This is a genomic window from Streptomyces sp. NRRL WC-3626 (assembly GCF_000718785.1).
In the GTDB taxonomy this organism is placed as follows: Bacteria; Actinomycetota; Actinomycetes; order Streptomycetales; family Streptomycetaceae; genus Streptomyces; species Streptomyces edwardsiae.
The window spans coordinates 1-22,463 of sequence record NZ_JOCA01000011.1 but is presented as its reverse complement, the minus strand read 5'-3'; the positions used below and the strand labels follow the sequence as shown (position 1 = coordinate 22,463).

Genomic DNA, 22,463 nt, shown 5'->3' with positions numbered 1-22,463 from the left:
TGGCACAGGCTCAGAAGCCGTAGCCCATGCGCCGGGACAGCTCGGCCGCCGCCGTCGCCGTCCGGGCGCCCAGCTCGGGCAGCCGGTCCGCGCGCAGCCGGTACACCGGTCCCGAGACGCTGATCGCCGCCATCACCGAGCCGTCGTGCGCGCGGACCGGCGCGGCGACGGCCGCGAGGCCCAGCTCCAGCTCCTCTAGCGTGGCGCCGTACCCCCGCTCGATCACCGCCGCCAGCTCACCGCGCAGCTCCGGAGCCCCGGTGATGGTCCGCTCGGTGAACCGGCGCAGCGGGCGGGCGAGATGGCTCTCCCGGACGGCGGGCGGCAGATGGGCCAGGAACACCTTGCCGCCGGCCGTGGCGTGCAACGGGGTGCGTCTGCCGAGCCAGTTCTGCGCGGTGACCGCCGCCGTGCCCCGGGCCTGCATGATGTTGACGGCGGCGTCGTCGTCCAGCACCGCGATGTTCACCGTCTCACCCAGCTCGTCGGCGAGCTCCCGGCAGACCGGGACGCCTTCCTGCGAGATGTCGAGCCGTACGGCGGCCGCCCCCGCGAGGCGCAGCACACCGGCACCCAGGTGATACTTCCCGCGGTCCTTCGTCTGGGCCACGAGACCACGGTTCTCCAGGACACCGAGCAGCCGGAACGCCGTGGACTTGTGCACACCCAGCTCGCCCGCGATCTCCGTGACACCCGCTTCGCCGCGCCGGGCCAGGATCTCCAGCACGCTCACGGCACGGTCCACCGACCGCACGGCGCTCGTCGTGCTCGTCCCGTTCCCCCCGGGCTGTCTCCGCTCACCGGCCATGGCTGGGCTCTCACCGTCCGTCGGTATCCGTTGCGCGGGGCGCCCACTGTCGCGCCGTACGCAACCTCAGCGTACCGAGGGCCCGAAGCCCGGTGAGCGGGCCGCCTAGGGGTGCGACAGCTGCCCGGCTCCGCCGCGCCGGCGTATGCGCGCCTGTGCCCGGTCGGTCGCCCGCTGTCGGCGGCGGGCCCGGCGCCGCTCGCGCCGCAGGGTCCTCGCGGTGCTGCTGGGCGCGGACACCACACCGTTGCGCTGATTCCAGACCTGACGGGTCACCCAGACGTCCAGGACTCCCCATGTCGCCAGGACCGTACTGACCACACTGCTGATGACCATGGGGAACGCCAGCCACGACTCCGCGAGGGTGCACAGAAAGGCCACCATGGCCTGAATCAGTGTCACCGCGATGAGGAGCACCGCCCTTACGGCCGCCGTCCGCACCGGGTCCGGCATCCGGCGCCGCCGGGCCGGCTCCTCGACCCACAGCGGCCGGTAGGAGGCCCGTCCGCCCGAGCCGCCGGCGCCCCGCGCGGTCTCCTGCGCCGCGCCGCCACCGCGGCTCCCGCGCCCCTCGGCGTGCGGCCGCGCGGTCACCTGCGCCGTCGCGCTCTCCGCGGGCGCCTCGCGCCGCTCCGCCGTGCCCATCGACATGTCACTCCCCACCGCCAGCAGGCCGCCACCCGGGCTCGAAGCCCGGTTCTCCTGTGGTTGCCCCGCATACGCCCGTCTACGCCGCCCGGATGCGGTACACGGCTCCTGTGGCCGATTCCGCCCCCATTTCCCACAGAGAAGGACGAACGGCACGTCGTGAAGATTCCCGGACGGGAAAGAAATCGGCCAACCGTCCCCGCCGGCCCCGGAGATCGTCCCGGGGGAAGCACCCCGGAATCCGGTGGGCAATCTCCCGCAATGGCCGGACAACTCCCCATCTCCCGCCCCTGCGGCGGAACTACAGCTTCCGGGCGGCTCTTCGAGTTCACCCCGGGGCGGTAGTAGGCTCGCGCCGTTTGTTGACGCACATGTGTACCCCCGGCCGGTCGGGGGCCGAGCTGGGGGAGGCCATGCGCTTTCGCGGGAAGTCCATCCGCCGGAAGATCGTGGCGCTGCTCCTCGTGCCGCTGTTGTCCCTGACGACGATCTGGGCCTTCACCACAGTGCTCACGGGACGCGAGGCCAGCCATCTGTTCGACGTGTCGTCGGTGATGGAGGAGGTCGGCTACCCCGTCGAGGACACCGTCCGCCTCCTCCAGCAGGAGCGCCGGCAGACCCTCGTCCATCTCGCGGACCCCCGCGACTCCGAGGGACTCGCCGCACTGCGGCGCAGCCGCACCGCCACCGACGACGCCGTCGCCGACGTCCGCCGAAGCGCGGACAACACCGATGTGCGCGAGGCCATGCACGGGGACACCGGCGAGCTGAGCGCCGTACTGGACTCCTTCGAAGGCATCGAGTCCCTGCGCCGCAGTGTCGAGGACGGCACCGTCGACCGCTCCCAGGCCCTCGACCTCTACAACCGGCTGATCGACCCGTGTTACGTCCTGCTGGCCAATCTGCATGTGGTCGACGACGTCGAACTTGACAAGCAATACCGCGCCCTGGTCAATCTCGCCCGCGCCCGCGAACTGCTCTCCCGCGAGGACGCCCTGCTCGGCTCCGCCCTGATCGTCGGCGAACTGTCCCGTGCCGAAGTCCGCGACATCTCCGACCTCATGGCCCAGCGCACCCTGATGTACGACGCCGGTCTGCCACAGCTGCCCGCCGCCGAACGCGACCGCTACGAGACCTTCTGGAAGAACGGCGCGTCCGCCCCGCTGCGCGTCGGCGAGGAGGCCGCCGTCTCCTCCGGCACCGGGGAGCCCCGCGGGATCACGGCCAAGAGCTGGGACATCGCCGCCGGCAAGGTGCTCTCCGAACTCGGCACCCTCAACGACCAGGCCGCCGACCGCTATCAGGACCGCGTCCGTCCCGTCGCCATGGGCGTCATCACCCAGGCCGTCATCGCCGGCGCCCTCGGACTGATCGCCCTCCTGGTCTCCCTCGTCCTCTCCGTACGCGTGGGCCGCGGGCTCATCCGCGACCTCCGCCAGCTGCGCCTGGAGGCCCACGAGGCGTCCGGTGTACGGCTGCCCAGCGTGATGCGCCGCCTCTCGGCGGGCGAACACGTCGACGTGGAGACCGAGGCCCCGCGCCTGGAGTACGACAAGAACGAGATGGGCGAGGTCGGCCAGGCCCTCAACACCCTCCAGCGCGCCGCCGTGGAGGCCGCCGTCAAACAGGCCGAACTGCGCGCCGGCGTCTCCGAGGTGTTCGTCAACCTCGCCCGCCGCAGCCAGGTCCTGCTGCACAAACAGCTCACCCTGCTGGACACCATGGAACGCCGGACCGAGGACACCGAGGAACTCGCCGACCTGTTCCGGCTGGACCACCTGACCACCCGTATGCGCCGGCACGCCGAGGGCCTGGTGATCCTCTCCGGGGCCGCGCCCTCCCGGCAGTGGCGCAAGCCCGTCCAGCTCATGGACGTCGTACGCGCCTCCGTCGCCGAGGTCGAGGACTACGAGCGCATCGAGGTCCGCCGGCTGCCGAGAGTCGCCGTCACCGGACCGGCCGTCGCCGACCTCACCCACCTCGTCGCCGAACTGCTGGAGAACGCCACGGTGTTCTCCCCGCCGCACACTGCCGTCCAGGTCCTCGGTGAGCGCGTGGCCAACGGCTTCACCCTGGAGATCCACGACCGGGGGCTCGGCATGGCGGCCGACGCACTCCTGGACGCCAACCTCAGACTCGCCGAAACCCCCGAGTTCGAGCTCTCCGACACCGACCGGCTCGGACTGTTCGTGGTCAGCCGTCTCGCCCAGCGCCAGAACGTGCGCGTCTCCCTGCAGCCCTCCCCGTACGGCGGCACCACCGCGGTGGTCTTCATCCCCGACGCGCTGCTCACGGACGACGTCCCGGACACCAACGGAGTCGGCTTCCGCCTCGACCGCCCCCGGCGCACCGCGGACCGCGAACCGGAGGAGAGCCGACGCGTCGCGCTCTCCCAGGTGCCCGTACAACTGCCCCGGCTCCCCGCCTCGGTACTGGACGGACCGGTCGAACTGGAAGCCCCCGTCGACCTGGACGCGCTCGACCGCCTCCCCGGCGCGCTCGGAGACGAGGACAGCGAGCACGGCGGCCTCTTCCGGCACCGCCGCTCCCTCACCGGCCCCAAGGACGAACGGTCCGGCCGCGAGCACCATCAGCAGACCCCCGACGCGCGTGAGGACACGGACCGGGACGGCGGCGACCGGAACGCCCCGGTCCCGCTGGCCCGCAGGAGGGCGCCCAAGCTCGTCACCTCCCACGGGCGGCCGGTCCGCGAGACGCGCCCCCGCGCGGAGCGGACGGACGGGGAGGACACGAACACCTCGCCGGCCCGGCCCGAGCTCGAAGGCGTACCGCCGCTGCCCGCCCGGCGCGGTGAGGACTCCGCGAACCGCCGGAGTCCCGGCGGTCCCGGCTCGGAGACGCCGTCCCCGCTCCCCGCCCGCCGCCGCACCGACCGCCCCTCCTCCGGCAACGAGCGGGAACAGCCGGGCACGGACGCCCTGCCTCCCCTGCCCGCCCGCCGCCGGAGCAGGCCCGACTCCTCCCGGCCCGCGACCGGCCCCGGAGACCGGAGCACCCCTCCGGCACCTTCCGGCCCCGTACGAGAGGACCGGCCGGAGACCCCCGCCGGCCCTCCCCAGGACGCCGGCCGCCCCGCAGCCGGGGCGAGCGGCACCGACGACTCCTCACCGGCCGCGGGCCGCACCGGCACCGACGCCGCACCACTCGGCTCGCTCCCCAGACGCGTACGGCAGGCCAGCCTCGCCCCGCAGCTCAAGCAGAGTGCCGAACGGCGGAACGAGGACGGCGCCCGGCCCGTTGAACGGGATGCCGACGAAGTCCGCAGCCGCATGGCCTCGCTCCAGCGCGGCTGGCAGCGCGGCCGTGAGGAGAACGCCGCCGGCGACGAAGCCGACAACGGCACAGCACCACGACGAACGAACAAGGGGGACGGTCGATGACCGCACCGAGGGCCACCGGCCACAGCACACCGGACAAGGGCGAGCTGAACTGGCTCCTCGACGACCTGGTGGACCGCGTCGCCAGCATCCGCAAGGCGATCGTGCTCTCCGGCGACGGTCTGCCCACCGGCGCGTCGAAGGATCTCACCCGCGAGGACAGCGAGCATCTGGCCGCCGTCGCCTCCGGCTTTCACAGCCTCGCCAAGGGCGTGGGCCGCCACTTCGAGGCCGGCGACGTCCGTCAGACCGTCGTCGAACTCGATGAGGCGTTCCTCTTCGTCACCGCCGCCGGTGACGGCAGCTGCCTCGCCGTCCTCGCGGACGCCGACTCGGACGTCGGACAGGTCGCCTACGAGATGACCCTCCTCGTGAAGCGGGTCGGTGCGCATCTGGGCGCCGATCCACGCACCGATCTGTCCTCCGGCGGGTAGTGGGATGACATGAGTGCCGACGGTCAGGGTAGAAGCCACTGGTTCGACGACGAGGCCGGACCGGTCGTCCGTCCGTACGCCATGACGCGGGGCCGCACCACCAGTGCGGCCCAGCACCGCCTCGACCTGATCGCGGTCGTCGTCACGGAACCGCACGCGGACGATCCGGAGACCGACCCCACGCTCTCCCCGGAGCACGTGGACATCGTCGGACTGTGCCGCGACACCCCGCAGACGGTCGCCGAGCTCTCCGCCGAACTCGATCTGCCCATCGGCGTGGTCCGGGTCCTCGTCGGCGACCTCGTGGACTTCGAATTCGTCCATGTGAACCGGCCGGTACCCCCGGCGGAGCTGCCGGACGAGAGTATTCTGCGCGACGTGATCAACGGCCTCCGGGCGCTGTGACCGGCGCGGAAGCGGGATACTGACGTGACAGGCTGGCAGTTCTGGGTCGACCGAGGCGGCACCTTCACCGACATCGTCGCGAGGCGCCCCGACGGCCGGCTGCTCACGCACAAGGTGCTGTCCGACAACCCGGACCCGGAACACCCCGGGAGCCGGGGGACACCCGGCACCGACGCGGCCGTCGTGGGCGTCCGCGCTTTGCTCGCAGGATCCGACGACCCCGTGGACGTCGTACGCATGGGGACCACCGTCGCCACCAACGCCCTCCTCGAGCGCAAGGGCGAACGGACCCTCCTGGTCGTCACCCGCGGCTTTCGCGACGCGCTCCGCATCGCCTACCAGAACCGCCCCCACATCTTCGCCCGCCGCATCGACCTGCCCGAACTGCTGCACGAACGCGTCGTCGAGGTGGACGAACGCGTCGCCGCCGACGGAACCGTCCTGCGCGCCCCCGACCTGGACGCCCTCGCCGGACCGCTGCGCGAGGCGTACGACGACGGCATCCGGGCCGTCGCCGTCGTCTGCATGCACAGCCATCTCCACCCCGCCCACGAACAGGCCGTCGGAGACCTCGCCGCCCGCGTGGGTTTCCCGCAGATCTCGCTGTCCAGCGAGGTCAGCCCCCTGATGAAGCTCGTCCCGCGCGGCGACACCGCCGTCGTCGACGCCTACCTCTCGCCCGTGCTGCGCCGCTACGTCCGTCATGTCGCCGACGAACTCGACGGCGTACGCCTGCTGTTCATGCAGTCCAACGGCGGCCTCACCGAGGCGGGAAGGTTCCGCGGTAAGGACGCCATCCTGTCCGGCCCGGCCGGCGGCATCGTCGGCATGGCCCGGATGTCGCAGCTGGCCGGCCACGACCGGGTGATCGGCTTCGACATGGGCGGCACCTCCACCGACGTCTCGCACTTCGCGGGCGAGTACGAACGCGTCTTCACCACACGGATCGCCGGAGTCCGGCTGCGCGCCCCCATGCTGGACATCCACACCGTCGCCGCCGGGGGCGGCTCGGTCCTCCACTTCGACGGCTCCCGCTACCGCGTGGGACCGGACTCCGCCAGCGCCGCACCCGGCCCCGCCTGCTACCGGCGCGGCGGCCCGCTCGCCGTCACCGACGCCAACGTCATGCTCGGCCGGATCCAGCCCGCCCACTTCCCCGCCGTGTTCGGACCCGACGGGGACCAGCCGCTCGACGACGGGCTCGTCCGCGAACGCTTCACCGCCCTCGCCCGTGAGATCCGCGACCGGACCGGCGACGACCGCACCCCCGAACAGGTCGCCGAGGGCTACCTGCGGATCGCCGTCGCCGGCATCGCGGGCGCCGTGAAGCGGATCTCCGTACAGAAGGGCCACGACGTCACCCGGTACGCCCTCACCACCTTCGGCGGCGCGGGCGGACAGCACGCGTGCATGGTCGCCGACTCCCTCGGCATCCGCACCGTCCTCGTCCCGCCCATGGCGGGAGTCCTGTCCGCGCTCGGCATCGGCCTGGCCGACACCACGGCCATGCGGGAACAGTCCGCCGAAGCCCTCCTGGAACCCGCCTCCATGCCCGGCGTCCACACGACCGCCGCCGGCCTGGAGGCGGCCGCCCGCGCGGAACTCCTCGCCGAGGACGTCCCCGAGGACCGGATCGAGGTCACCCACCGTGCCCAGCTCCGCTACGACGGAACCGACACCACCCTCACCGTCGGGCTGACCGACCCCGCCACGATGCGGCGCACCTTCGAAGAACGTCATCGCGCCACGTACTCCTTCACGCTCGACCGCCCGATCGTCGTCGAAGCCCTCTCCGTCGAAGCCACCGGCCTCACCGAACCCCCCGATCTCTCCGCCCTCGCTCCCTACGAGGGCACCCCGCCGCACCGCACCGCCGCCCCCCGGACCGTCCGGCTCCACACCGGCGGCACCTGGCGCGACGTACCACTCCACCGCCGCGAGGACCTTCCCCCCGGCGAGACCGTCACCGGCCCGGCGATCATCACCGAGTCCGGTGCGACGACCGTCGTCGACGACGGCTGGCGGGCCGCGACGACCGACGACGGGCAACTGGTCATGGAACGCGTCGCCGTCACGCAGAGTTCCCGGGCGGTCACGGAAGCCGACCCGGTGCTGCTCGAGGTGTTCAACAACCTCTTCATGTCCATCGCCGAACAGATGGGCGCCCGCCTCGAGTCCACCGCCCAGTCCGTCAACATCAAGGAGCGTCTGGACTTCTCCTGCGCGCTCTTCGACCCCGACGGAAACCTGGTGGCCAACGCCCCCCACATCCCCGTCCACCTGGGATCCATGGGCACCAGCGTCAAAGAGGTCATCCGGCGGCGCGGCCCCGCCATGCGCCCCGGCGACACCTACGCCGTCAACGACCCGTACCACGGCGGCACCCACCTGCCCGACGTCACCGTCATCACCCCGGTCTTCGCGGCCGAACCCGCCGACGGCACGGAGAGTGACCGGACGGTCCTCTTCTACGTCGCCTGCCGCGGCCACCACGCCGAGATCGGCGGCATCGCCCCGGGCTCCATGCCCGCCGGCAGCCGCACCATCGACGAGGAGGGCGTCCTCTTCGACAACTGGCTGCTCACCGAGAACGGCCGTTTCCGCGAGGACGAGACCCTCCGCCTCCTCGCCGAAGCGCCCCACCCCTCACGCAACCCGCAGACCAACCTCGCCGACCTGCGCGCCCAGATCGCCGCCAACCACAAGGGTGTCGACGAGGTCCGCCGCATGATCGAGAACTTCGGCCTCGACGTCGTTCAGGCCTATATGAAGCACGTCCAGGACAACGCCGAAGAGGCGGTCCGCCGCGTCGTCGACGCCCTCGACGAGGGCGAGTACGCCTATGAGACCGACTCCGGCGCCGTCATCCGCGTCCGCGTGCGTGTGGACCGCGCCGACCGCCGCGCCACCATCGACTTCACCGGCACCTCGGCGCAGCTGCCCAGCAACTTCAACGCCCCCTTCGCGGTGGTCAACGCGGCCGTCCTGTACGTCTTCCGCACCCTGGTCGGCGACGACATCCCGCTCAACGACGGCTGTCTGCGTCCGCTGGACATCATCGTGCCACCCGGCTCCATGCTGGCGCCCGAGCCGCCGGCCGCCGTCGTCGCGGGCAATGTGGAAACCTCCCAGGCCATCACCGGCGCCCTCTACGCGGCCCTCGGCGTCCAGGCGGAGGGCTCCGGCACCATGAACAACGTCACCTTCGGCAACGCCCGCCACCAGTACTACGAGACCGTCGCCTCCGGTTCCGGCGCCGGGGACGGCTTCCCCGGCGCGTCCGTCGTACAGACCCACATGACCAACTCCCGGCTCACCGACCCCGAGATCCTGGAGTGGCGACTGCCCGTCCGCCTGGAGGAGTTCGCGGTACGACGCGGCAGCGGCGGCGCCGGACGGTGGCGCGGCGGCGACGGCGCCGTGCGCCGCATCCGCTTCCTGGAGCCCATGACCGTCTCCACGCTGTCCCAGCACCGCAGGGTGCCCCCGTACGGCATGGCCGGCGGCACACCGGGCGCCCTCGGCGCCCACCGGATCGAACGCGCGGACGGCACGGTCACCCGGCTCGCCGGAAGCGACTCGGCGAACGTCGGCCCCGACGACGTCCTCGTCATCGAAACCCCCGGCGGCGGGGGATACGGCCCGCCGCCCGACCCCCATCAAGCAGGAGAAGAGATCGATGATCTTCGGGCGTTCTGAGCGCGGCAAACCCCCGGTCGAGCCCGTCACGCTCAAGATCCTGGTGGCCGGTGGCTTCGGCGTGGGCAAGACCACGCTCGTCGGCGCGGTCAGCGAGATCCGGCCGCTGCGCACCGAGGAACTTCTCACCGAGGCCGGACGCCCGGTCGACGACACCTCCGGTGTGGAAGCGAAGAACACCACCACCGTGGCCATGGACTTCGGCCGCATCACGCTCCGCGAGGACCTGGTGCTGTACCTCTTCGGCACACCCGGCCAGGAGCGGTTCTGGTTCATGTGGGACGAGCTGTCCGAGGGCGCCCTCGGAGCCGTCGTCCTCGCCGACACCCGCCGGCTGGAGGACTGCTTTGCGGCCATCGACTACTTCGAGCGGCGCGCCATCCCGTTCCTCGTCGGCGTCAACTGCTTCGAGGGAGCCGCCCGATACCCGGCCGAGGACGTCCGCCGGGCCCTCGACCTCGACGACCACGTGCCGCTGCTGATGACCGACGCGCGGGACCGCGAGTCGGTCAAGGAGACCCTCATCGGCGTCGTCCAGCACGCCATGACCCAGGCCGCGCAGCGCCGCCAGACGGTCGGCACCTGAGGCGGCGCCGGGCCCGCGGCCCGTGCTCCGCCGACCGGAGCACGGGCCGCGGCGCGGGGAACGACGCCCCACGCGTGAGTGGTCAGCCGTCCCCCTCCTCCATCCAGCCGAAGCTCTTCTCCACCGCCTTGCGCCAGTTGCGGTACTCACGGTCACGCACGGGAGCCGCCATGACCGGGCTCCACTCGGCGTCCTTCCGCCAGTGGGACTTCAGCTCGTCGAGGCCGTCCCACACGCCGGTGGCGAGCCCCGCCGCGTAGGCGGCGCCCAGGCAGGTCGTCTCCGAGACCCTGGGCCGGATCACCGGCACGCCGAGGACGTCCGCCTGGTGCTGCATCAGCAGGTTGTTCTTCGTCATGCCGCCGTCGACCTTCAGGGTGGTGATCCGCACCCCGGAGTCCTGGTACATGGCGTCCACGACCTCGCGCGTCTGCCAGCTCGTCGCCTCCAGGACCGCACGCGCGAGATGCGCCTTCGTCACGTACCGGGTGAGCCCTGTGACCACACCGCGCGCGTCGGAGCGCCAGTACGGCGCGAAGAGACCGGAGAAGGCGGGCACGATGTAGGCGCCGCCGTTGTCGTCGACGCTCGCCGCCAGCGGCTCGATCTCGTCGGCCGTACGGATGATGCCGAGCTGGTCGCGGAACCACTGGACCAGTGCGCCCGTAATGGCGATCGACCCCTCCAGACAGTAGACCGGCGCCTCGTCGCCGATCTTGTAGCCCATGGTGGTGAGCAGTCCGTTCTTCGACGGCACGGGCCGGTCGCCGGTGTTGAGCAGCAGGAAGCTGCCCGTGCCGTAGGTGTTCTTCGCCGTGCCCACGTCGTAGCAGGCCTGCCCGAAGACGGCCGCCTGCTGGTCACCCAGCGCGGAGGCGACGGGCACGCCGGCGAGGTGTCCCACGGCGGTGCCGTAGACCTCGGCGGAGGACCTGATCTCCGGCAGTATCGCCTCGGGCAGGTTCATCGCGGCGAGGATGGACGCGTCCCACTGCAGCGTCTCCAGGTTCATCAGCATGGTCCGCCCGGCGTTGGTCACATCGGTGACGTGCCGTCCGCCGTCGGTGCCGCCCGTGAGGTTCCAGATCAGCCAGGAGTCGATGGTGCCGAAGGCGATCTCGCCGTTCTCCGCGCGGGCCCTGAGACCGGGCACGTTGTCCAGCAGCCAGGCCGCCTTCGGGCCGGAGAAGTAGCTGGCGAGCGGCAGCCCGGTCCGCTCGCGGAAACGGTCCTGCCCGTCCGATCCGCCCAACTGGCCGCAGAGCGCGGCCGTCCGCGTGTCCTGCCAGACGATGGCATTGTGCACGGGCTTGCCCGTGGCCCGGTCCCACAGGACCGTCGTCTCCCGCTGGTTGGTGATGCCGAGCGCGCTGAGCCGGTCCGCACGCAGCCCGGCCTTGGCCATGGCCCCGGCGACCACGGCCTGCACCTTGGACCAGATCTCGGTGGCGTCGTGCTCCACCCAGCCGGGCTTCGGGAAGATCTGGCGGTGCTCACGCTGGTCGACGGCGACGATCGCGCCGTTCCGGTCGAACACGATGCAGCGGCTGGAGGTGGTGCCCTGGTCGATCGCGGCGACGAACTTGTCCGTCATGACGTCCCCTTCGTCGTTCTGCGGAGGTCTCACGTGCGGTGGTGCCGCGTGCGGTGATCTCGAGTGGGTGCGGGCGCCCTCCGCGCGGAGGCCCTGGACCCGGAGCGCTTCCGCGCGGAGGTGCGTTCAGAAGGCCACGTTGAAGACGAGCCCGGACAGCGCCCCGCCGATGAGCGGTCCGACGATCGGCACCCACGCGTAGCCCCAGTCCGAAGTGCCCTTGTTGGGAATCGGCAGCAGTGCGTGCACGACACGCGGCCCCAGGTCACGGGCCGGATTGATGGCGTACCCCGTGGGGCCGCCGAGCGACAGGCCGATGCCGACCACCAGGAACGAGACGATCAGGATCGCCGTACCCGACTCGCCGAGCCCCTTGGTGAGGCCGAACGCCAGGATCGGCAGCACCAGCCCCATGGTCGCGATGATCTCCGTGACGAGGTTCGCGACGGGGTTGCGGATCGCCGGGGACGTGGAGAAGATCCCGAGCGTCGGCTGGGCTATGTCCTCCTCGGCGTTGGCCTGGAACTGCGCGTAGTAGACCAGCCAGCACAGCACGGCGCCCAGCATCGCGCCGACCAGCTGCCCGGCGATGTAGACGGGGACGTGGTCCCATTCCCCGGTGTCGACGGCGATCCCCAGGGTGACCGCCGGGTTGAGATGTCCACCGGACAGCGGGGCGGCGGTGTACGCCCCCGCCATCACGCCGAAGCCCCAGCCCAGCGCGATGACGACCCAGCCGGCGTCCTTCGCCTTCGAGTAGTTGAGTACGACAGCCGCGACCACGCCGGCGCCGAACAGGATCAGGATCGCGGTGCCGATGATCTCCCCGACGAATATGTCTCCGTTGCTCATGGCGGCTCCTAGGCCCCGGCCCGGGGCGATTCGCCCCGGACCTCGCGTGCAGGGTGCGTTTCCCATGGCGACTTCAGCCGGGGCAGGCAGGATCCGCGCCCCGCCCGGCGTCCGTGACGAGCGTGCCGTCGCAGCCGAATCGCCCGTGGGGGAGCCTGGTCGCAGGAGAACCCAGCGGTGGCATGCCGGAATACGCCGAGATGTACGGCGATGTCGACTGACACCGGGAAGTGTTCACCGGCGCTCAGGGGGCGTCAAGGTCGCCGACCGCAACGGTTATCGGCCATCCGGCCACCAACCTCACCTCCGCTGCGGCACGCGTGCCCGGCGGCCGGAGAACGGGTTCTTCCCCGGAGCGGCCGACTCCTGATAGACGCAGGAGACATGACACGACTCTCCCTCGCGGTACGCGGTCTGATCACCACCGTCGCCGCCCTGCTCGCCACGACCGCCGCCTCCGCCACCGCCCAGGCGAAGCCCGAACCCAAGGCACCCCGGGACTTCGTGGCACTCGACAGGGTGGACCCGACGATCATCGAGGAGATCCGCTACTTCACCCCGCACAACTTCGTCGGCGAGCCCGTCGACGGCTACCGGCATCCGCTCTGCATCCTCACCCGCCCCGCCGCTGAGGCCCTCCGCGCGGCGCAGCGGAAGCTCCTGCGCCAGGGCTACTCCCTGAAGGTGTACGACTGTTACCGGCCGCAACGCGCGGTGGACCACTTCGTCCGCTGGGCCGAGGACCTCGACGACCAGGACATGAAGGCCGAGTTCTACCCGCACGTCGACAAGACCCGGCTGTTCGCCGACGGCTACATCGCGGAGAAGTCCGGCCACAGCCGCGGCTCCACCGTCGACCTCACCCTCGTGAGACTCCCCGCCGGGCCGACCCGGCCCTACCACCCCGGAGAGCCCCTCACCCCCTGCTTCGCCCCCCAGGACGAACGGTTCCCCGACACCTCCGTCGACATGGGCACCGGCTACGACTGCTTCGACACCCTCAGCCACACCCTCGACCCCCGCGTCCAGGGCGAACAGCGCGCCAACCGGCTGCTCCTCAAGAGCACCCTGGAGGACCTCGGCTTCGTGAACCTCGCCGAGGAGTGGTGGCACTACACCTTCAAGCCGGAGACCCACCCGGACACCTACTTCGACTTCCCGGTGTCCCGAAGGTCACTCACCGGCCACAACTGACCGGCCCCAGGAGACGCCCCCACCGCGATCGGATACAGTCCGCGCGTGTCCGAATCCCCCGCCCCGGCTCCCAACTCCGCACCGGGCTCCCACTGTTCGAGCTGCGGCACGTCCTTCGGCGCGGGCGTCTCCGGCTGGCCCCGCACCTGCCCGGCCTGCGGGGCCGTCGCCTACCGCAACCCGCTGCCGGTCGCCGTGGCCCTTCAGCCCGTGTACGACACCCAGGGCACCGGCCTCGTCGTCATCGCCCGCACCATCGCGCCCGCGCGCGGCCGTACGGCCCTGCCCGGCGGCTATGTCGACGACCGGGAGGACTGGCGCCAGGCCGTCGTCCGCGAACTCGAGGAGGAGACCGGCATCGGCGCGGCGGCCCATGACGTACGGCTCGCCGACGCCATGAGCTCGCCCGACGGACACCTGCTGCTGTTCGGCCTCCTCCCCGAACGCCCCGCCGACGACCTGCCGCCCTTCGCCGCCACCGACGAGACCGACGACCGCCGGCTGCTGCGCCGCCCCGAGGAACTCGCCTTCCCCCTGCACACCCTGGCCGCACGCGCATGGTTCGAGGGCCGCTACATCTGACCCTCAGCCCTCCATCAGCCCGCGGACCCGCACCGGCTGGCGGGGCTCCGAGCCGCCGTCCTCGTCCTCCCGCTCGACGACGATCCGCGGGCCCGACCACAGCACCGTGTACCGCTCGGTCTCCGGCTCCTCCCAGCCGTCCCCGGCATCCGGCACCACCACCCCGCCCCCGGTCCGCCCCGGCGCCGGCGCCCACACCTCCAGCTCCACACCGCCGTCCTCACCCAGCACCGGCAGCACGGAGCCGCCGCGCGCGAACACCGGTATCCGTCCCGGCGGCGCGTCGGCCCACACGTGGGCCGGCCCGTCGTACGCGCGCCCCGTCGCCGTGTCGTACCACCGCCCGCGCGGCAGCCGGACGGACCGCCCCTTCACCCCCGGAGCCAGCACCGGCGCCACCAGCAGACAGTCCCCGAGCAGGAAGGCGTCCTCGCAGTCCCGCAACGCTCGCTCCTCGGGCGCAGACCACCACAGGGGCCGCACATAGGGCGCTCCGCTACGCCGCGCCAGCTGCGCCAGTGTCATGAAGTACGGCAGCAGACGCCGGCGTTCGACGAGCGTCCCACGTGCGTGCCGCAGCACGTCCGCGCCGAACTCCCACGGCTCCCCCCGCCCCGCACGCGCCCCGGCACGGGCACGGGTGCGGAAGAGCGGCAGATACGCCCCCAACTGGAGCCCACGCAGATACAACTCGGGCGACGCCTTCCCGCCCGGGCCGCCGACGTCCGTGCCCGCGTAGGGAACACCGCACAGCCCCAGGCCCAGCACCAGCGACAACGACGCCCGCAACCCGGCCCACCCCGTCACCACCTCGCCCGACCACGCCCCGCCGTGCCGCTGCATCCCGGCCCACCCGGAACGCGAGAACACGAACGGCCGCTCCTCGGGAAGCTGCTCCCGCAGCCCCTCGTACGCGGCCCGGCCCATGCACTGCCCGTACACGTTGTGCGCCTCGCGATGGTCACCGCCGCGGCCCTCCAGCGCGTGCCGGGCCGACCGCGGCAGCGTCGGGTCACCGAACGCGGTGAAGGACGTCGGCTCGTTCACGCTGTGCCAGAAGCCCGCGAACCCCTGCGCCAGCCGCTCCGCGTACAAACCGCCCCACCACGCGCGCACACGCGCGTCCGTGAAGTCCGGGAAGACCACGTCCCCCGTCCACCCGACACCCTCCACGACCTGCCCGGAGGCGTCCCGCACGAACGCGTCCCGCTCCACACCCTCGTCGTGGACGGTGACGCCGGGCGCCGAGCCGACCGCCGGACCCACGACCGACACCAGCCTGATCCCCTCGCGCCGCAGCTCGTCCGCGAGAACCGGCAGCTTGGGGAACCGCTCGTCGTCGACGGTGAACACCTGCCGGGAGGAGAGGTGGCCGGCGCCGAGGTGCACGGCGTCGAGCGGCAGCCCATGCTCCCGGTACCCCGCGACGATCCGGCGCACCTCCTCCTCGCCGCCGGAGGACGCACACACGTGATGGTGACCGAGCGCCCACGCGGGAGGCAGCGCGGGCGCACCGGTGAGCGAGGCCCAGGCGAGCAGCACCCGCGCGGGAGTACCCACCATCACCCAGCAGCGCAGCGGACCACCGTCCATCCGCAGCTCACTCACCCCGGCCCGGTCGTGCCCGGAACCGGCACCCTCCTCGCCCTCCCACAGCGTCACGGTGCCGTCCCACGAACTGTCGTGGAACGCCAGATGGGTGCCCGCGTCGGCCACCACCGTCTGCACCGGCATCGTCACGGACAGCGGCGCGTCGCCGGAGCCGGCGGCACGGCCGGGCGCGGAGTTCCAGAGCCTGTACGTACCGTCCCGCAGCCGGGGACCCGACGCACGCCCCCCGAGCCCGAAGAAGCGCGCGTCGGCCGGCACCTCGGACCGCTGAATCCACCGCGAGGTGCCACCCCCCACCGGCTCCCACCAGCGCGGCGGCAGATCCCGCCGCAGCATCACACCCCCGGGAGTGAGCACCTGCACCGCGCCGCGCCGCGAGACCACGACCGTCACCCGCTCGGCGACCACACGCCAGCCACCGTCCTTGTCCGGCTCCAGCGCGGCCCGCGGATCCGGCTCGGGACAGCGGCCCGGCAGCGCGTACGACGGCTCGGGCGCGGCCCCGTCCCAGCCCCAGAAGACCGCCCCGTTCACCGCGACGAAGATCCGCAGCTCCGACCGGTCGAACCGGAGCAGCCCGCCACCGAGCCCCGGCTCCACCTCCCGCACCGTCCCGGGCACCCGGGCCCTTTCCGGCCCCCGGGGCGGCAGCCCACTGGCGTCGGCCCGCCGCCTGCGCCACGCTGCTCGTACGGTGCGCAACCCCTGAGCCGCCCCCACCGATATCACCGAACGCACCAGGTCACGACCGTCCATGCTGATCACCCTGCCATTGACCGCGCCCGTCATGCGTCTCGTTCAACTGCCGTTCACCCGTGATCGGACCACATCTTCACGGCACGGACTATGTGGGGGTCGCCCTGGTGCGGAAGTCGATCACGTGGCATCGTCCCTGTCAGCCGCGTCACGCGCACACCCCAGCCCGTGCGCGGAGCACGCACACGACGCGCACAGTCCGGGAGCCGCCCATGTCGACCGTGAACCCCCAGCCGCTCTGGCAGCCGAGCCGGGACCAGATCGCCCAGGCACGGATCACCGCATTCCAGGCATGGGCCGCCGAACACCACGGCGCCCCCGCCGAGGGCGGCTACACGGCGCTCCACCGCTGGTCCGTGGACGAACTGGACACCTTCTGGAAAGCGGTCACCGAGTGGTTCGACGTCCGCTTCGCCACCCCCTGCACGCGCGTGCTGGGCGAGCGCTCCATGCCCGGAGCCCAGTGGTTCCCCGGAGCCACCCTGAACTACGCCGAGCACGCACTGCGCGCGACCGCCTCCCGCGCGGACGAAGCGGCCCTGCTGTACGTCGACGAGACCCATGACCCCCGCCCCGTCACCTGGGCGGAGCTGCGCCGCCAGGTCGGCTCCCTGGCCGCGGAGCTGCGCTCCCTCGGCGTACGCCCCGGGGACCGCGTCAGCGGCTACCTCCCGAACATCCCGCAGGCCGTCGTCGCCCTCCTCGCCACCGCGGCCGTCGGCGGTGTGTGGACCTCCTGCGCCCCCGACTTCGGCGCCCGCAGCGTCCTCGACCGCTTCCAGCAGGTCGAACCCGTCGTCCTGTTCACCGTCGACGGCTACCGCTACGGCGGCAAGGAACACGACCGCCGCGACGTCGTCGCCGAACTCCGCCGCGAACTGCCCACCCTGCGCGCCGTCGTGCACATCCCCCTGCTCGGAACCGAGGCCCCCGACGGGGCACTGGACTGGTCCGGCCTCACCGCCGCGGACACCGAACCCGTCTTCGAGCAGGTGCCCTTCGACCACCCGCTGTGGGTGCTCTACTCCTCCGGCACCACTGGACTTCCCAAGGCGATCGTCCAGTCCCAGGGCGGCATCCTCGTCGAACACCTCAAGCAACTGGGACTCCACTGCGACCTCGGCCCCGAGGACCGTTTCTTCTGGTACACCTCCACCGGCTGGATGATGTGGAACTTCCTCGTCTCCGGCCTCCTGACCGGAACGACGATCGTCCTGTACGACGGCAGCCCCGGTCACCCGGACACCGGCGCCCAGTGGCGCATCGCCGAACGCACCGGCGCCACCCTCTACGGCACCTCCGCCGCCTACGTCATGGCCTGCCGCAAAGCCGGAGTTCACCCCGCGCGCGACTTCGACCTCTCCGCCGTGAAGTGCGTCGCGACCACCGGCTCCCCGCTGCCCCCCGACGGCTTCCGCTGGCTCCACGACGAGGTACGCGACGACCTGTGGATCGCCTCCGTCAGCGGCGGAACGGACGTCTGCTCCTGCTTCGCCGGAGCCGTACCCACCCTCCCCGTCCACATCGGCGAGCTCCAGGCCCCCGGCCTCGGCACGGACCTGCAGTCCTGGGACCCCAGCGGCAAGCCGCTGACCGACGAGGTCGGCGAACTCGTGGTCACCAACCCGATGCCCTCCATGCCGGTCCACTTCTGGAACGACCCCGACGGCATCCGCTACCACGACAGCTACTTCGACACCTACCCCGGCGTCTGGCGGCACGGCGACTGGATCACCATCACGTCCCGCGGCTCGGTCGTCATCCACGGCCGCTCGGACTCCACACTGAACCGCCAGGGCGTCCGCATGGGATCGGCCGACATCTACGAAGCCGTGGAACGCCTCCCCGAGATCAGCGAATCCCTCGTCATCGGCGTCGAAGAGCCCGACGGCGGCTACTGGATGCCGCTGTTCGTGCACCTGGCGCCGGGAGCCACCCTCGACGAGGACCTGCGCGGCCGCATCAAGCGGACCATCCGCGAACAGTTGTCACCACGTCACGTACCCGACGAGATCATCGAGGTCCCCGGCGTCCCCCACACCCTCACCGGCAAACGCATCGAGGTACCGGTCAAGCGACTCCTCCAGGGCACCCCGCTGGAGAAGGCGGTCAACCCGGGCTCCATCGACAACCTCGCCCTGCTCGCCTTCTACGAGGAACTCGCCCGCAAGCGCCCCTGACCCGCACCCGCAGCGAACCAGCCCTCCCCCTTCGGCCCGCCCGCCGTTGTCAGTGCCGCCAATTACTGTGAGTGAGCATTGATCGACTGTGCCGAGGGGGAGACATGGCAACCACCGACCACCGGACCCTGCGACGCGTCCTGCGCCGCGAAGTCGCGGGCACCATCGGCCTGCTGGCCGACGAACACGACTTCCGCGCCATGCGGCGCTACCGCAGCTTCGTCTTCGACGACCACACCACCTACCTCAAACACATGGAAGCCGTCCTCAGGGCACGCGCCCTGCAGGGCGGCCACACCACGGTGGCGCTCTTCGACCCCGAGGACTACGCCGACTACTGCGCGAGCACGGGGCTGGACCCCGACAGCCACACCAGCCGCACCCTGTTCACGGCCGACCTCGCGGCAGGCGGCGCCACGGTCCCCTACGACGGCCGGCCCCTGACCGACCTTCTGCCCACCCTCGTGGACGAGGCGGTCCGCCGCGCCACCTGGGAGTACGCGACCACCCTCCTCGCCCGCCTCGGCACCTGCGTCTCGTGCGGCGAGGACCTGGGCCGCGCCGCCTTCGCCCGCGCCTCGCACCTCCTGGTCCGTATCCTCGACACGGCCCCGCCCGGTGAGCGGCACCTCGTGTGCAGCGTCTCCGGACCACCCGAAAACCTCTTCGCCGTCCTGCACGCCGACGACGTCGCCGGCCGCATGGACCTCGACGAGTCCGAAGCCCTCGAATTCACCACCGTCCTGGCCGTCGGCCTCGCCACCGCAAGCCCCGGCGGGCTGGTCATGCGGACCAGCGAACCCGGCACGCCCGACCGGGTCCAGGGCTGGCGCCTGCGCGCCTACGGCCTGGTTCCCCTCACCGCCGGCGAGGTCTTCGACGCCTACTGCACGGACGTCGAGTCCGGAGACCTCATCTCCCCGGAGTCCAACGTCGACTACTGCGAGCCGCCCGACCTGGGGGAGGAACCGGGCCCGGACCACAGCCACTGAGCCGGAAACGCCCGGAGGGCGCCCCACCCGTCAGGTGGAGCGCCCTCCGAAGGACACCGGTCACGCCCGCTGCCCCGACGGGTGCCGGCTACTCGCCGGACAGCACCGCCTGAGCGGCGTCACGGGCATCGGCGGCACTGTCCGCCGCCCGGGCCGCCGCCGCGGCCCGCTCGCACTGCGCCAGCGTGAACTTCGCCAGCGACGCCCGCACATACGGAATGGACGCCGCACCCATGGAGAGAGAGGTGACACCCAGACCGGTCAGCACACACGCGAGCAGCGGATCGGAAGCGGCCTCACCGCAGACACCACAGCTCTTGCCCTCGGCCCGCGCCGCCTCGGCGGACAGCGCCACCAGGTCGAGCAGCGCCGGCTGCCACGGATCCTGCAGCCGGGACACCGCACCCACCTGACGGTCCGCGGCGAACGTGTACTGCGCCAGGTCGTTCGTGCCGAGCGACAGGAACTCCACCTCCTGAAGCACCGAACGTGCCCGCAGCGCGGCCGACGGGATCTCGACCATCGCGCCGAACTTCGCCCGCAGCCCCGCCTCCCGGCAGGCGTCCGCGAAGGCCTTGGCATCGGCACGGTCCGCCACCATCGGGGCCATGACCTCGAGATGGACCGGCAGCCCCTCCGCCGCCTTCGCCAGCGCCGTCAGCTGGGTACGCAGCACCGCGGGATGGTCCAGCAGCGAGCGCAGACCACGCACACCCAGCGCCGGATTCGGCTCGTCCGCCGGAGTGAGGAACTGCAGCGGCTTGTCGGCACCTGCGTCCAGCACGCGCACGACCACGCGGCCCTCGGGGAACGCCTCGAGGACCTGGCGGTAGGCCACCACCTGCTTCTCCTCGGAAGGAGCGTTCTTGTCGTCGTCCAGGAACAGGAACTCGGTACGGAAGAGACCCACGCCCTCCGCACCCGCCTCGACGGCGGCCGGCACATCCGCCGGGCCACCGATGTTGGCGAGCAGCGGCACCTTGTGACCGTCGGCGGTCGCACCGGGCCCGGTGGACGCAGCCAGCACCGCCTTGCGCTCGGCGGCCGCCGCCTCGAGCAGTGCCTTCTTCTCGTCGCTCGGGTTCACGAAGATCTCCCCGGTGCTGCCGTCGACCGCTATCAGCGTGCCCTCGGCGAGTTCACCCGCTCCGGGCAGGGCGACCACGGCCGGGACACCCAGGGCGCGGGCAAGGATGGCGCTGTGACTGGTGGGTCCGCCCTCCTCGGTCACGAAACCGAGCACCAGCGTCGGGTCGAGCAGCGCCGTGTCCGCCGGTGCGAGATCACGGGCCACGAGGACATACGGCTCGTCACTGTCCGGCACGCCGGGCATCGGCACTCCGAGCAGCCGCGCGACGATACGGTTCCGCACGTCGTCGAGGTCGGCCACCCGGCCCGCCAGATACTCACCGGCGTTCGCCAGCAGCTCGCGGTACGCGGCGAACGCGTCGTACACCGCACGCTCGGCCGTGCTGCCGACGGCGATGCGCCGGTCGACGTCGGCCATCAGCTCAGGGTCCTGAGCCATCATGGCCTGCGCCTCGAGCACCGCCTGGGCCTCGCCGCCGGCGAGATTGCCGCGCGCCGTCAGATCGGCCGCGACCGCCTCGACGGCCTTGCGGGCACGTCCCTGCTCACGCTCCGCGTCCTCGGCCGGGATCTGCTTGGCCGGCGGCTCGAGCACCGCCGTACCCATGTGCCGTACCTCGCCGATCGCCACACCGTGGCTGACGCCGACGCCTCGCAGCGTTGTCTCCATCTCACCCGTCTCCGATAGTGCGACGGACTTCGCCGCCGCGTTGGTTGTCCTGGTGGCCGTCATGGACGGCGCCGGTTCACTTCCAGAGGAAGAGGGTGTCGCCGGCTTTCACGTCGCCGTCGTCACGGAGGTCGGAGAGGGCGTCCGCCGTGGCCTCCAGCGCCACGACCGGGCACACCGGGGACTTACCGGCGGCCTCGACCGCGGCGGGGTTCCAGCGCACGATGCTCTGGCCACGCGTCACGGTGTCACCCTTGTTCACGAGCAGCTCGAAGCCCTCACCGTTCAGCTGGACGGTGTCGATACCGAGATGGGTGAGCACACCGTGTCCGCTCTCGTCGACGACGACGAACGCGTGCGGGTGCAGAGAGACGATCACACCGTCGACGGGGGAGACGGCCTCGGAGGGCTCCCGCACGGGGTCGATCGCCGTACCCGGGCCGACCATGGCCCCGGAGAAGACCGGATCGGGCACGGACGCCAGTCCGATGGCCCGTCCTGCAAGCGGGGACATCACGGTGGTCATGGGAAGCCTCCCAGGCGTGGAGATCTGTACGTGCGCCGCCGTCACTGCCTGCCTGCGGCGCGCTGTTCAGCAGCGTATGTCATACGACGTACCGGTTCCGGAGGACAGGTCCGGATGTGTGGTCTAGACGAGAGGTCTAGACCACACACCCTAATGGGTTTGCACGGGGTCCGCGACCCCGTGTAGAGTTGTACTCCTGCTCGGGGACGAGCGGCGCGAACAGACGCCCCGTTCCGGATCAGCAATCCAATTCTGACAGATCCTATCTTTGGGTCGCCTTCTGCATGTCCGCAGGACGGTGGTCAAGGGGCCGGAAAAACACTGGTAGAGTTGGAAACATCGAAGGGAAGCGCCCGGAGGAAAGCCCGAGAGGGTGAGTACAAAGGAAGCGTCCGTTCCTTGAGAACTCAACAGCGTGCCAAAAGTCAACGCCAGATAT

At 71.6% G+C, this 22,463-nt stretch carries 16 protein-coding genes; 9 read left to right on the top strand and 7 right to left on the bottom strand.

All coding sequences use genetic code 11. The features are described from left to right. Nucleotides 1–10: 10 nt before the first annotated feature. A complete protein-coding gene (locus IF28_RS0118660) occupies nt 11–808 on the bottom strand; it encodes an IclR family transcriptional regulator (protein ID WP_199809013.1) in 798 nt (265 codons plus the stop codon). Between the two features lie 105 nt (nt 809–913). Beyond that, entirely contained in the window at nt 914–1,453 is a 540-nt protein-coding gene (locus IF28_RS0118655; RefSeq protein ID WP_030221418.1) for a hypothetical protein, read from the bottom strand. Nucleotides 1,454–1,869: 416 nt separating this feature from the next. On the opposite strand from IF28_RS0118655, the gene IF28_RS0118650 reads away from it, so the two are divergent. Genes IF28_RS0118650 through IF28_RS0118630 form a run of 5 tightly spaced genes read left to right on the top strand, consistent with a single transcriptional unit; the run spans nt 1,870 to nt 9,978 of the window. Then, nucleotides 1,870–4,857 (top strand): nitrate- and nitrite sensing domain-containing protein, encoded by a 2,988-nt coding sequence (locus tag IF28_RS0118650; protein ID WP_030221415.1) that lies wholly within the window; start codon nt 1,870–1,872, stop codon nt 4,855–4,857. Further along, the gene (locus tag IF28_RS0118645) at nt 4,854–5,288 is read left to right on the top strand and encodes a roadblock/LC7 domain-containing protein (RefSeq protein WP_030221412.1); all 435 of its coding nucleotides are present in this window, start codon (nt 4,854–4,856) and stop codon (nt 5,286–5,288) included. Before IF28_RS0118650 ends, IF28_RS0118645 begins: the two co-directional genes overlap by 4 nt. Nucleotides 5,289–5,297: 9 nt before the next feature. After that, nucleotides 5,298–5,693, top strand: a complete 396-nt coding sequence (locus IF28_RS0118640) for a DUF742 domain-containing protein (RefSeq protein ID WP_030221409.1) — start codon at nt 5,298–5,300, stop codon at nt 5,691–5,693. Nucleotides 5,694–5,717: 24 nt separating this feature from the next. Continuing rightward, on the top strand, nt 5,718–9,392 hold the full coding sequence (locus IF28_RS0118635) for a hydantoinase B/oxoprolinase family protein (protein WP_030221406.1): 3,675 nt from the start codon (nt 5,718–5,720) through the stop codon (nt 9,390–9,392). Beyond that, on the top strand, nt 9,373–9,978 hold the full coding sequence (locus IF28_RS0118630) for a GTP-binding protein (RefSeq protein ID WP_030221403.1): 606 nt from the start codon (nt 9,373–9,375) through the stop codon (nt 9,976–9,978). The genes IF28_RS0118635 and IF28_RS0118630 overlap by 20 nt, the downstream gene beginning before the upstream one ends. Before the next feature lie 82 nt (nt 9,979–10,060). Here the strand turns inward: IF28_RS0118630 and glpK are convergent, their stop codons facing one another. Together glpK and IF28_RS0118620 are read right to left on the bottom strand one after the other, a co-directional pair. Beyond that, nucleotides 10,061–11,572 carry a glycerol kinase GlpK gene (glpK, locus tag IF28_RS0118625; RefSeq protein WP_030221399.1) on the bottom strand — a complete coding sequence of 504 codons (1,512 nt, stop codon included), beginning with the start codon at nt 11,570–11,572 and terminating at the stop codon, nt 10,061–10,063. Between the two features lie 126 nt (nt 11,573–11,698). Further along, complete coding sequence (locus tag IF28_RS0118620) at nt 11,699–12,424, bottom strand: MIP/aquaporin family protein (protein WP_030221397.1); 726 nt, start codon at nt 12,422–12,424, stop codon at nt 11,699–11,701. A 384-nt stretch (nt 12,425–12,808) separates the two neighbouring features. Between IF28_RS0118620 and IF28_RS0118615 the strand changes: the two genes are divergently transcribed. Continuing rightward, entirely contained in the window at nt 12,809–13,618 is an 810-nt protein-coding gene (locus IF28_RS0118615) for a M15 family metallopeptidase (RefSeq protein ID WP_030221394.1), read from the top strand. Nucleotides 13,619–13,663: 45 nt separating this feature from the next. Continuing rightward, complete coding sequence (locus tag IF28_RS0118610) at nt 13,664–14,200, top strand: NUDIX domain-containing protein (RefSeq protein ID WP_030221391.1); 537 nt, start codon at nt 13,664–13,666, stop codon at nt 14,198–14,200. A 3-nt stretch (nt 14,201–14,203) separates the two neighbouring features. Here IF28_RS0118610 and IF28_RS0118605 read toward each other — a convergent pair whose 3' ends face one another. Further along, entirely contained in the window at nt 14,204–16,567 is a 2,364-nt protein-coding gene (locus tag IF28_RS0118605; protein WP_030221388.1) for a glycoside hydrolase family 31 protein, read from the bottom strand. Nucleotides 16,568–16,779: 212 nt separating this feature from the next. Here IF28_RS0118605 and IF28_RS0118600 point away from each other — a divergent pair, with 212 nt between their 5' ends. Next, nucleotides 16,780–18,747, top strand: coding sequence for an acetoacetate--CoA ligase (locus IF28_RS0118600; protein ID WP_030221385.1), 1,968 nt, complete (start codon nt 16,780–16,782; stop codon nt 18,745–18,747). Nucleotides 18,748–18,851: 104 nt separating this feature from the next. Next, complete coding sequence (locus IF28_RS0118595) at nt 18,852–19,739, top strand: hypothetical protein (protein ID WP_030221381.1); 888 nt, start codon at nt 18,852–18,854, stop codon at nt 19,737–19,739. Between the two features lie 88 nt (nt 19,740–19,827). On the opposite strand, the gene ptsP is transcribed toward IF28_RS0118595, so the two are convergent. Further along, a complete protein-coding gene (gene ptsP, locus IF28_RS0118590; protein ID WP_030221377.1) occupies nt 19,828–21,498 on the bottom strand; it encodes a phosphoenolpyruvate--protein phosphotransferase in 1,671 nt (556 codons plus the stop codon). 76 nt (nt 21,499–21,574) lie between these two features. Next, nucleotides 21,575–22,024 carry a PTS sugar transporter subunit IIA gene (locus IF28_RS0118585; protein ID WP_030221374.1) on the bottom strand — a complete coding sequence of 150 codons (450 nt, stop codon included), beginning with the start codon at nt 22,022–22,024 and terminating at the stop codon, nt 21,575–21,577. Nucleotides 22,025–22,463 lie beyond the last annotated feature (439 nt).